12 protein-coding genes are annotated in these 11,505 nt (G+C 67.8%); 3 read left to right on the forward strand and 9 right to left on the reverse strand.

The window, feature by feature from the left end; genetic code table 11:
• Position 1: 1 nt before the first annotated feature.
• The 7 genes from tolB to prmB form a co-directional block, all read right to left on the reverse strand.
• Complete coding sequence (gene tolB, locus F618_RS0105955; RefSeq protein WP_026331166.1) at positions 2-1,288, reverse strand: Tol-Pal system beta propeller repeat protein TolB; 1,287 nt, start codon at positions 1,286-1,288, stop codon at positions 2-4.
• 34 nt (positions 1,289-1,322) lie between these two features.
• A complete protein-coding gene (gene tolA, locus F618_RS0105960; protein WP_018951117.1) occupies positions 1,323-2,336 on the reverse strand; it encodes a cell envelope integrity protein TolA in 1,014 nt (337 codons plus the stop codon).
• Between the two features lie 11 nt (positions 2,337-2,347).
• Complete coding sequence (gene tolR / locus F618_RS0105965; RefSeq protein ID WP_019568039.1) at positions 2,348-2,800, reverse strand: protein TolR; 453 nt, start codon at positions 2,798-2,800, stop codon at positions 2,348-2,350.
• A gap of 3 nt (positions 2,801-2,803) precedes the next feature.
• Positions 2,804-3,478 carry a protein TolQ gene (gene tolQ, locus F618_RS0105970; RefSeq protein ID WP_018168448.1) on the reverse strand — a complete coding sequence of 225 codons (675 nt, stop codon included), beginning with the start codon at positions 3,476-3,478 and terminating at the stop codon, positions 2,804-2,806.
• Between the two features lie 32 nt (positions 3,479-3,510).
• Positions 3,511-3,930, reverse strand: a complete 420-nt coding sequence (ybgC, locus tag F618_RS0105975; protein WP_018143962.1) for a tol-pal system-associated acyl-CoA thioesterase — start codon at positions 3,928-3,930, stop codon at positions 3,511-3,513.
• Complete coding sequence (ruvB, locus tag F618_RS0105980; protein WP_026313016.1) at positions 3,927-4,970, reverse strand: Holliday junction branch migration DNA helicase RuvB; 1,044 nt, start codon at positions 4,968-4,970, stop codon at positions 3,927-3,929. The genes ybgC and ruvB overlap by 4 nt, the downstream gene beginning before the upstream one ends.
• An 87-nt stretch (positions 4,971-5,057) precedes the next feature.
• On the reverse strand, positions 5,058-5,954 hold the full coding sequence (prmB, locus tag F618_RS0105985) for a 50S ribosomal protein L3 N(5)-glutamine methyltransferase (RefSeq protein ID WP_019568040.1): 897 nt from the start codon (positions 5,952-5,954) through the stop codon (positions 5,058-5,060).
• A 78-nt stretch (positions 5,955-6,032) separates the two neighbouring features.
• Here prmB and asd point away from each other — a divergent pair, with 78 nt between their 5' ends.
• Positions 6,033-6,887, forward strand: a complete 855-nt coding sequence (gene asd, locus F618_RS0105990; protein WP_019563438.1) for an archaetidylserine decarboxylase — start codon at positions 6,033-6,035, stop codon at positions 6,885-6,887.
• A 204-nt stretch (positions 6,888-7,091) separates the two neighbouring features.
• Here the strand turns inward: asd and F618_RS0105995 are convergent, their stop codons facing one another.
• Positions 7,092-7,847, reverse strand: coding sequence for a DUF3581 family protein (locus F618_RS0105995; RefSeq protein WP_019563439.1), 756 nt, complete (start codon positions 7,845-7,847; stop codon positions 7,092-7,094).
• Between the two features lie 43 nt (positions 7,848-7,890).
• Entirely contained in the window at positions 7,891-9,780 is a 1,890-nt protein-coding gene (gene recQ / locus F618_RS0106000; RefSeq protein WP_019568041.1) for a DNA helicase RecQ, read from the reverse strand.
• A gap of 199 nt (positions 9,781-9,979) precedes the next feature.
• Here recQ and F618_RS0106005 point away from each other — a divergent pair, with 199 nt between their 5' ends.
• Together F618_RS0106005 and F618_RS0106010 are read left to right on the forward strand one after the other, a co-directional pair.
• Positions 9,980-10,441: a c-type cytochrome gene (locus tag F618_RS0106005; protein WP_019568042.1), complete on the forward strand. Its 462-nt coding sequence runs from the start codon at positions 9,980-9,982 to the stop codon at positions 10,439-10,441.
• 5 nt (positions 10,442-10,446) lie between these two features.
• Positions 10,447-11,445, forward strand: coding sequence for a diguanylate cyclase (locus tag F618_RS0106010; RefSeq protein ID WP_019568043.1), 999 nt, complete (start codon positions 10,447-10,449; stop codon positions 11,443-11,445).
• The last annotated feature ends 60 nt before the right edge of the window (positions 11,446-11,505 follow it).

Genomic DNA, 11,505 nt, shown 5'->3' on the forward strand with positions numbered 1-11,505 from the left:
ATCAGTTCAGGGGCGACCAGGCAGGTTCGCGCACTTCGCCTTCGCGGGCGGCCAACCGCTGGTGCACCTGGCCGTCGCGACTGACGGAGCCGAGCACGCCTCGCCCCCCATCCGTCATGGCATACAGAATCATGCTGCCATTGGGTGCAAAGCTTGGCGACTCTGCATCGCGCCCGTCCGTGAGGCGCGTCACACGGCGATCATCCAGATCGAGACGTGCCAGCTGAAATCCGCCATCGCCCCCATGGACGTACACCAATGAGCGGCCATCCGGGGAAATCGTGGCCGCCGCCGCGTAGCCGCTCTCGAAGGTGAGACGGCGCGCATTGCCACCGCTGGCCGGCTGGGCATAGATTTGCGGCGCGCCCGCACGATCCGAGGTGAAGTAGATGGTGTCGCCGTCGGGTGACCAGACCGGCTCGGTCTCGATCGCGCTGGAGCGCGTCAGTTGACGCAGATCGCCTGAGTCCAGATCCATCACGTAGATATTCGGCGAGCCGTCGCGCGAAAGGCTCAGCGCCAGCTGGCGGCCGTCCGGGGACCAGGCCGGGGCGCTGTTAATGCCGGTAAAACTCGCGATCCGGTTGCGCTCGCCGGTCTCCACATTCTGACGGAACACCTCGGAGCGGCGATTCTCGAAGGAGACGTAGACCAGCTCACGACCGTCCGGCGACCAGTCCGGCGACATGATCGGATCCCGCGACCGGAACAGGGTACGCGGATTGGCGCCGTCGGAGTCCGCGACCTCCAGGCGAAACTCGCGCGAGTCGTTGCGGCGCTCGACGCTGACAAACGCGATACGCGCACTGAAGGCACCCGGGTCGCCGGTGATCTGCTCGTAGACGATATCCGACACGCGATGCGCGCCGCGGCGCAGCATGTCCGCCGGCACCGGGATACGCCAGCCGCCCAGGCGTTCCTCGGCCAGCACGTCGAACACGTGGAACTCGACCAGCACGTTGTCGCCGTCGGGGCGCATCGAGCCGACCACCAGGTACTCCAGACCCGCCTCGGCCCAGGGCTGGGCAAGGAAGTCGGCTGGGCCCGAGGGTGCTTGGGGCAAACCGTCGCGTTCGACGTCAAACAGCCCGCTCCGGGTCAGATTCGCGGCCAGGATCTGGTCCACATCCTCGCCCGGACGCCCGTCGCCGTCCCAGGTGAACGGAGCCACGGCCACCGGGATCGCACCCGTCACCCCCTCGGTTACCGTCACTTCCAGTACCGCCTGGGCCTGCGCCGACCAAAGCAGCGCCAACCCCAGCAGCATCGTATGAATCATTCGTTGCATGTGTTTCCTCGTGGACCGGCTTGCGCCGGCCCGGTCAGTCGGGCTCGAAGCGGATGCGCACCCCACCGCGCACGGCATCCGCATCCGGTGGGCGCGGCAGCGACGACAGGCGATCCATGGTCTGACGGACCGAGTCGCAGAAGGCGGGCCCGCCGGAGCAGCTCTCGATGTCGAAATTGATGATACGCCCGGTCTCGTTGACGCGCACGAGAACGATGGCACGATCCGAGGCATCCAGCCCCGATGGCTGGCGCCAGCGTCGCTGCACCACCGACTGCACCTGCGCGCGCCATTCGTTCAGCTCACGATCCGCCTGTGCCTGGCGTTCCGCGGCCTCGCGCCGGGCCTGCGCCTCGGCCATGCGCTCCTGCTCGCGCTCCATCGCCTCGCGGCGGCGCTGCTCTTCCAGTTCGCGCTCCTGCTCGGCGCGGCGCTCGGCCTCTTCCCGTTCGCGGCGTTCGGCCGCCTCGCGCTCGCGGCGCTCCGCCTCTTCCTGCGCCTGACGCTCCGCTTCCTCGCGCTCCCGCCGTTCCGCCGCCTCACGCTCGCGCGCCTCCTCGGCCTCACGCCGGGCCTGTTCCGCAGCCTCGCGCTCCTGGCGGATACGCTCGCGTTCGGCCTCGGCCTCCTCGCGCGCCTGGCGACGCTCCTCCTCGGCCTCGCGGCGGGCCTGTTCGGCATCCTCCAGGGCCTGCTGGCGCGCGCGCTCCTGTTCCTCGCGGCGGCGTTGCTCCTCGGCCTGGCGGCGCTCTTCCTCGCGCCGGGCCTGTTCCTCGGCGCGGCGGCGTTCCTCTTCGGCGCGCAGCTGTTCGGCGACCTGCTCCTGCTCGGCGACTTCGCGCTGGTGTTCGATGCGATCGAAGGTCTCGGCATCCACCGCGACCGCGTCGATCACCTCGATATCCTCCTGCACCGCGATCTCGACAGCGGCACGGGTGGAGGTCGGCGAGACGAGGCTGACATTCAGCAACAACGCCGCAAACAACACGCCATGCAGAAGCAGGACGAGGACCAGGCTCAAGGGATGACGACGCAGGAGCTCGAACACGGCGGGGCGGCTCAGTCCTGGTTGTCGCGCGGCGGCTCGGTGATCAGCCCGACCCGGCCGCCTCCGGCACGCTGCAGGGCAACCATGGCATCGATCACGCGGCCGTAATCGACATTGCGGTCACCGCGCACGAAGGTCTGGGTACCCGGATTTTCGGCGAGGAACTCGCGCACGATCTCGGTCATCTCCTGCGGCGCCAGCGGCTCGTTCACATAGGGCCCCTGGTTCAGGCTCATGGCGCCGCCGGCATCCACCGTGACCACCAGCGGCTCGGCCGCCTGCGGGTCCTCTTCCATGGCCTCGGCATCGGCCTCCGGGAGGTCGACATCCACGCCCTGCTGCAGCATGGGCGCGGTGATCATGAAGATGATCAGCAGAACGAGCATCACGTCGATGAACGGCACGACGTTGATCTGCGACATGGGCCGCCGCAGGCGGCGACTGTTGCGACGCGACTCGGCCATGGCTTAGGCCGGCGCCCCGGCGGCACCCTCGGCAGGCTTGCCCGCCCCCTGGCGATTCAGCAGGGCCACGAACTCGTCGCCGAAGTTCTCCAGGCGCGAGGCCACGCGGTCAACATCCCCGGCGAAGCGATTGTAGGCGATCACCGCCGGGATGGCGGCGAACAGGCCAAGCGCGGTCGCGATCAGGGCCTCGGCAATCCCGGGGGCCACCATCGCCAGCGTGGCCTGCTGCACCCCGGACAGCCCCAGAAAGGCATGCATGATGCCCCACACCGTCCCGAACAGGCCGATGTACGGGCTGGTCGAACCGACCGTGGCGAGGAACTGCAGGTAGCGCTCCATCTCGTCGGTCTCGCGCGCGATGGCCACACGCATCGCGCGGTGCGCGGGCTCGCCGGGCGCCATGCCGTGCTGGCGGGCCCGCAGGAATTCCTTGAAGCCCGAGGAGAAGACATGCTCCATGCCGGACATCTCCGACTTGCGCCGCACCCCCTCGTACAGATGCGACAGGTCGGCGCCGGACCAGAAGCGCTCCTCGAATTCATCGCTGGCGCGGTGGGCCGCGTTGAGGGAACGCGCCTTGATGATAATCACCAGCCAGGAGAGCACCGAGGCGACCACCAGGATCACCATGACCAGCTGCACGATCAGACTCGCGTCCATGATCAGCTGGTACATTGAAAAGTCGACTGTCACTTGTCCATCTCCCGTTATGCCTTTGTTCCATCCGCCGCACGCAGCGCGTGCGTCACTTCATCGGGGATTGCCACCGGCGCCTGCCGGGCCACGTCCACACAGGCAATGCCGACCTCGCCGGTCACCAGCACCGCCGCGTCACGCTGCACCGCCTGCGCGAATTCGATGCTGGCGCGGCGCAGACGCTGCACCCGGCAGGTCACCGTCAGGGCCTCGTTGAAATGGGCGGGGCGCTGCATCTCCACAGACAGACGCCGCACGGCGAACACAATTCCGTACTCGGCGCGCAGCCGGTCCTGCTCGAAGCCCAGCGCACGCAGCCATTCGGTCCGCGCGCGCTCCATGAATTTCAGATAATTCGCGTGGTAGACCACGCCACCGGCATCGGTGTCCTCGTAATACACCCGCACCGGCCATTCGAAATCCGTCGTCATGGCTGGCGCGCGCCCTCGGCCATCGGCGTCAGCAAGTCACCCTCCTCCGTGCGCGCCAGACCAAACATGGCCAGCGTGCGGCGGGTCGCCTGGCGCCCGCGCGGGGTGCGCTGCAGATAGCCCTGCTGGATCAGGAACGGCTCGACCACATCCTCCAGCGTGCCGCGGTCCTCGTTCATCGCGGTGGCCAGACTCTCGACCCCGACCGGGCCGCCATCAAACTTCTCCACCAGCACCTCCAGCAGACGGCGGTCCTGGGCATCCAGCCCCGAGGCATCGATCGCCAGCAGGTCCAGCGCCTGCGCGGCCACATCGAGCGTCACCACGCCGTCGGCCCGCACCTGGGCGAAATCGCGCACCCGCCGCAACAGACGATTGGCCAGACGCGGCGTGCCGCGCCCGCGGCGCGCGATCTCGGTCGCGCCCTCGGCCTCGATCCCCACGCCCAGCAAGCCGGCGGCGCGATTCACGATATGCGCGAGATCGGGGACAGTGTAATGATCGAGGCGCTGGACGATACCGAACCGGTCACGTAACGGGGCCGAGAGCAGCCCGGCGCGGGTGGTGGCCCCCACCAGCGTGAACGGCGGCAGGTCCACCTTGATCGAACGCGCGGCCGGACCCTCGCCGATCACGATATCCAGCTGGCCATCCTCCAGGGCGGGATACAGGATCTCTTCCACCACCGTCGGCAGGCGGTGGATCTCGTCAACGAACAGGACATCGCGCGGCTCCAGCGCGGTGAGGATCGCCGCCAGGTCGCCGGCGCGCTCCAGCACCGGGCCGGAGGTCTGACGCAGGCCCACCCCCAGTTCGTTGGCAATGATATGCGCGAGGGTCGTCTTGCCCAGCCCGGGCGGGCCGGCGACCAGCGTATGGTCCAGAGCCTCGTCACGCCCGCGGGCGGCCTCGATGAACAGCCCCAGTTGCTCGACCACGCGCGGCTGACCGGTGTAGTCCGCGAGCCGTTTCGGGCGCAGGCTGACCTCCGCCCGCTCTTCCTCGGACCGACTCTGCATATCCACCAGACGTGATTCCATAGCCTCGCAGTATGCATCGCCACCGGCGCCGTTTACAGGGCCTTCTGCCGGGTTTTCGGACCGGGGTCCGGGCGTGGGTCGGCGTGGTCAGGCGCTGGCGGGCAAGTCGCGGGCGTAGACCAGGAACACGCCATGCCCGCCGGCCTGGAACTCCAGCCAGATCATTGGCAGGTCCGGGAAGGCCGCCTCCACCGCGGCCTGGCTGTTGCCGACCTCCACGATCAGCGCGCCGTCCTCGGTCAGGTGCTCGCGGGCCCCGTCCAGGATGCGGCGCACGATATCCAGCCCGTCGCCCCCGGCAGCCAGTCCCAATGCCGGCTCGTGGCGGTACTCCTCCGGCAAGGCCGCCATGTCCTCGGCATCCACGTACGGCGGATTGGACACGATCAGGTCATAGCGGTCACCGGCTTGCAGCCCATCGAACACGTCGGACTGCAATGCGCGGACTTGTTCGCTCATCTGGTGGCGCTCGATGTTGATCCGAGCCACCGCCAGCGCATCCGGCGAGACATCCGCCAGGTCCACCTGCGCCTGCGGCAGGGCCAGCGCCATCGCGATACCGATGCAACCACCCCCGGTGCAAAGATCCAGGGCCCGAGTCACCCCATCGGGATCCAGCCACGGCTCGAAGCCCGCGGCGATCAACTCCGCCAGGGGCGAGCGCGGCACCAGCACGCGCTCGTCGACATAGAACGGCAACCCGGCAAACCAGGCCTCGCGGGTCAGGTACGCCGCCGGCTTGCGGGTGGCGATGCGCTCGCGCAACACCGCCACGACCCGCGTGCGCTCGGCCTCGCTCAGGCGCGAATCCCACCACGACTCGGGTAGATCCAGCGGCAGGTGGAGGGTGTGCAGCACCAGCCAGGCCGCCTCGTCAAAGGCGTTGTCGGTGCCATGGCCGAAGGTCAGCCCGGCGCCGCGAAACTGGCTGGCGCCGAAGCGAATGAAGTCGCGCAAGGTGCGCAATCCGGTGGTTGAATCCATGCCCGGTCTTTCCGTTGCGTGCGGGGGCGGTCATCATACCGCCTCGATGTCACTGTGTACGCCCGAACGAGATCCCGCATGAGCAAGATCGACCCCTGGCTGGCGCGCCTGTCGCACCTGCTGCCACAGCACGCCCTGTCGCGCGTGGTGCATCGTCTGGCGCGCATCGAGTCGCCGCAGCTGCAACCGCTGCTGCGCGCCTTCGTGCGCCGCTTCGGCCTGAACATGGACGAGGCCGCGGAACCGGACCTGACCACCTACCCCAGCTTCAACGCGCTGTTCACCCGCGCCCTGCGCGAGGACGCACGGCCACTGGAGGGGGACGCGAATACCCTGGTCAGCCCGGCCGATTCCCGGGTCAGCGCCGCCGGGCGCATCGAGGGCGGACAGATCTTCCAGGCCAAGGGGCATCACTACACGGTCCGGGAACTGCTGGGCGGGGAGGACGAGCTCGCGGAGGCCTTCCGTCACGGGCACTTCGTGACCCTGTACCTGTCGCCGCGTCACTACCACCGACTGCACATGCCGCTGACCGGCACCCTGACCCACATGATCCATGTGCCCGGACGGCTGTTCTCGGTCGCCCCGCGCATCGTGCGTCACGTGCCGCGGCTGTACGCCCGCAACGAACGCGTGGTGACCTGCTTCGACACCCCGGTAGGACCGATGGCTATGGCCTTGATCGGCGCCCAGAACGTCGGTTCCATCGAGACCGTCTGGGCCGGCGAGGTCACCCCGCCCCATGGTCGCGAGATCAGTGTGAGCGAGTATCCCGACCGCGAGATCACACTGGAGCGCGGGATGGAGATGGGACGCTTCAACCTGGGATCGTCAGTCGTGCTGCTACTGCCCGATCACCCGCTGAAACTCGCGGAACACCTAACGCCCGAGACCGAGGTCCGGGTGCGCTCGACGCTTGGCCAGTTCTACTGAGCCTTCACCACGAAGCCCACAAAGAGCTGCCAGTTCCTTGATGGGATTCGCTGCGCTCATCCCATCCTACGACCTACTGAGTTTTCACCACCAAGCAAGCTGAGTTTTCACCACCAAGCAAGCGACCGAAGAAAGGCCAGGTCGATGGCGGATTGACCTGGCCTTTGTTCGGGCCTTCGTGTGCTTCGTGGTGACTCCTGAAGTTCAAGCGTGGGCGCGGGTCCCGGCCGGCTGATTGAAATAGGCGGCCTTCCAGCTTTCGTAGTCGGCGACGAGCCGCTCGACGTCGGCGGCATCGAACGCGCGCAGCCCGCTCAGCACCAGGTGCTTGCTGCCGTCGGCAACCACCGACTGGTCGATGACCAGTTCGTAGTCCAGACGAATCTCTCCGCGCTTGCCATTGACCGTCATCACTGCATCCTTCAGACGGGGCTCCGGCACCCCTGCGCTGGCTGCCAGCGGCTCGGGCAGATGAAAACCCATGCGCTCATACATCACCAGCGGCCGCTTGGGGTTCACCATCACGCCGTGCTCCTCCATCAGCGGCACCAGCACGTGCGGGAAGTTCTGCCCGGAAAAGCCGACATAGCTGCGGATCAGGGATCCGATCGCACTGGGCTCGTCGATCACCGCCCCCGAACGCTCGACCTCGATTACGCTCTTGCCACTCTCGTCGGTAATGGCAAAGGCCGCGCCCGGGTTTTCCGGAAAGACCAGGGGCACATTGCCTCCCACCATGCCGGTGAAACGGAAAAGCATGTCCGCGCTCGCGCCGTAGGTGTCCAGCACCAGGGCAAACAGTAGATCCCCCGGGACGCAGAAGCGCCGGTTGTCGGCATCGTGGATCGGATTGAAGTCGCCCGCGAGGGTCTTGGCGAAGTCGCTGCCCTGCTCCGGGGTTACGACCAGCTGACCGTCGCGAAGGCGGTAGAAATCCTCAAGGAAGCGGGTATCGGTCACGCGGTCTCCCCGAACGCATCATTTGGTGTGGTTTTTCGCACCACTATAGCCCGAAATGCCCCTCGATGGCCTTGATAAAGGCATCGCCGTAGCGTTCCAGCTTGTGCTGCCCGACCCCGGAGATCCCGGCCATCTCGTCATGGGTGCGCGGCGCGGCCGCCACCATCTCCAGCAATGTGGCATCGCTGAAGATCACGTAGGGCGGCACCCCCTGATCCCGCGCCAGCTCGGTACGCAGGCCCCTCAGCGCCTCCCAGAGGGAGCGATCCTCGGTGTCCATCGCCGCGACTGTACGGGCCGTATCACGCCGTGCCGGGCTGGCGGTACGTGCCCCCTTCTCCGGACGGGCCGCCTCCTCGCGCAGGTGAATCCCCTCCTCTCCTCGCAGAACCGGGCGACAGGCCGGATCCAGCTTCAGTCCGCCGTAACCCTCGTCATCCAGGCGCAGCAGCCCACGCGCCAGCAACTGCCGGACCACGCCGCGCCACTGCGCCTTGTCGAGTTCCTTGCCAATACCGAAGGTGCTCAGACGATCGTGCCCCAGACGGGTCAGGCGCTCACTGGCCGAGCCGCGCAGCACGTCGATCACATGCCCGGCGCCGAAGCGCTCGCCGGTTCGATAGATGCAGGACAGGAGCTTTTGCACCGGCACGCTGGCATCCCAGGTCGCCGGAGGCTCCAGGCAGTTGTCGCAGGCCCCGCAGGGTTCCGGCATGTGCTCGTCGAAATATCCCAGCAGGGCCTGGCGGCGGCAGCTGGTAATTTCGCAGAAGCCCAACATGGCCTCCAGCTTTTGCTGTTCGACCCGCTGGCGCTCGGCCCCGGCCTGCGACCCCTCCAGCATCTGGCGCAGGGTCACGACATCCTGCAACCCAAAGACCATCCAGGCATTGGCCGGCAGGCCGTCGCGGCCGGCGCGACCGGTCTCCTGATAGTAGCCCTCCAGACTCTTCGGCAGGTTCAGGTGGGCGACGAAGCGCACGTTCGGCTTGTCGATGCCCATGCCGAAGGCGATGGTGGCAACCATCACCACGCCCTCCTCGCGCAGGAAGCGGGTCTGGTTCGCCGCGCGGGTCGCGGCCGGCAGGCCGGCGTGATACGGCAGGGCGGTGACACCCTGCTCCGCCAGCCATTCGGCCACGGCGTCCACCTTCTTGCGCGACAGGCAGTAGACGATCCCCGCCTCCCCGGCGTGTTCCTCGCGGATGAAGCGCAGCAGCCGATCACGTGCCGAGCCGCCCCGGCCGCCGTCTGCCTGGGCGATGCGGTAGCGGATATTGGGGCGGTCGAAGGAACTGACGAAGGCGCGCGCCTGATCGAGGCACAGCCGTTCGCGGATCTCCTGGCGGGTCGGGCCGTCGGCGGTCGCGGTCAGGGCCAGGCGCGGCACCTGTGGAAAACGCTCGGCCAGAACCGCCAGTTGACTGTATTCGGGGCGGAAGTCATGCCCCCACTGCGAGACGCAGTGCGCCTCGTCAATCGCGAACAGGGCGAGGTCGATGCCTTCCAGGCGTTCCAGCATGCCCGAGGCAAACAGCCGCTCTGGCGACATGTACAGGAGATCCAGTTCGCCGGCGTGCAGGGCCGCCAGCACGGAACGCGCCTCGTCCGCCTTCTGGCCGGAGTCGAGACTGGCCGCGGCCACGCCGTTCTGGCGCAGGGCGGCGACCTGATCCTGCATCAGCGCGATCAGGGGCGAGATCACGATGCCGCAGCCGGATCGCGCCAGCGCCGGGATCTGGTAGCAGAGCGACTTGCCGCCGCCGGTGGGCATCAGCACCACCGCGTCGCCACCACCGGTCACGTGCTCGACGATCGCCTGCTGCTGGCCGCGAAATTCCGTATAGCCGAAGGTCTCGCGCAGGATCTCCAGTAGCGCCGCCGCCGGAGCGCTTCCCTGCGCTTCTCCAGCTGCAAGACCCGAGGGTTCCAATGGATACACTCCAAACAAGATGACAGGCGGGCAAGACTGCCGAATGCCCGGCACCGCTGCAAGCGACAGGCGTCGGAATCACCCTGCGCCGCCCGCAACCGACACTTTCAAGAAGGCGCTGATTCGGTTTTTTGCGCCTTTCCGCGATAACACCCGCCACGCTAGACTGCCAACCCAGCCCCTCTTCTCCGGAGTTCCAATGCCGACCCCCGTCCGCCTCCTGCCCGTTGTCTGTCTCGCGCTATTGACGCTCGCCGCCTGCTCCGAGGCTCCGGATTCGGACACCGGCGACGCGGCCGCGCAGGCACCCGCCAGCGAGTCGAACGCGGCCTCGGGCTCCACGGCGCAGCTCGACTACAGCCTGCCGCCGGAGGATTTCGCCGCCGCCCCCGAGGCCGGCCGCTCGCTGTTCCGGGCCAACTGCATGCAGTGCCACGGGGAGGATGCCCGCGGTACCGACCAGGGTCCACCGCTGATCCACCGGATCTACGAACCCTCGCACCACCCGGATATCACCTTCCATCGTGCCGTGGCCCTGGGCGTGCACCAGCACCACTGGGAATTTGGCGAGATGCCGCCGGTAGCCGGCGTATCCGGCGAGGACACCGCCCACATCATCGCGTGGATCCGCCAGGAGCAGCGCGCCGTCGGCATCGACTGATCTCGATGCCCTCCAACGGCAAGGCCGCCATCCGCCAGGTCGTTCACGGTTACCTCGACGCCTGGCTGCGTGAGCGCGACCTCGCACGCGTACTCGGGTGGCACGCACCCCAGGTCAGTGGCTTCGGAACCGGAGGCGACGAAGCGGCCTTCACACCCGAGGACGTGGAGCGCGTCGTCGGACGCGACATCGAACAGGTCCCGGAACCGTTCGACTACGAGATACACCGCGAAGACGTCCGCCTCGCCACGGATGAGGTCGCCCTGGTGATGCTGGTATTCGACATGCTGCTCGACACCCGCGGACAACGGGTGCGACTGAACGGGCTGCGGGCCAGCCTCTTGCTGCACCGGACCGGCGACGGCTGGCACCTGGAACACCTGCACGGTTCCTTCCCCGCCAGCGTCCACGATGCCGACGAGCCGTACCCGGTCAAGGAGCTGGAGGAGCGCGCGCATGTGCTCGAACGCCTGGTCCGGGAGCGAACACACTCCCTGGAGGCGGCCCAGAGACGCCTGGAACGTCTCGCCACCACCGACCCGCTGACGGGCCTGCACAACCGCATGAAGGCGAGCGAGATGCTGGCCGACGAAATCCGGCGGGCCGAACGTCACGGGGGCCTGCTTGGCGCGATCATGATGGATCTGGACCACTTCAAGCCGATCAACGACACCCTGGGGCACGGTCGCGGCGATGCCGTACTCACCGAGGTCGGTCGCCTGATCGCCGCCCGCATCCGCGAAACCGACCGGGCCGCCCGCTGGGGTGGCGAGGAATTCCTCATCCTGTGCCCGCAGGGCGATGTCGTGGCCACGAGCCAACTGGCCGAGGATCTGCGCCGCACCCTTGAGGCCACCGACTTCGACACCGGACACACGCTGACCGCCAGCTTCGGCGTGGCCCAGCTGACCCCAGGCGAGAGCGCGGAGGCCCTGGTCGATCGCGCCGACCGCGCCCTGTACGCTGCCAAGAATGCCGGGCGCAACCAGGTACAGGGCACGTGAACTCGATCCGGCGTCTGCGGGTCGACCTGGAACAGGACCGGGGCGAGGGCTACCGCATCC

The sequence above is a fragment of the Thioalkalivibrio sp. ALMg13-2 genome (genome assembly GCF_000381185.1).
GTDB lineage: Bacteria > Pseudomonadota > Gammaproteobacteria > Ectothiorhodospirales > Ectothiorhodospiraceae > Thioalkalivibrio > Thioalkalivibrio versutus.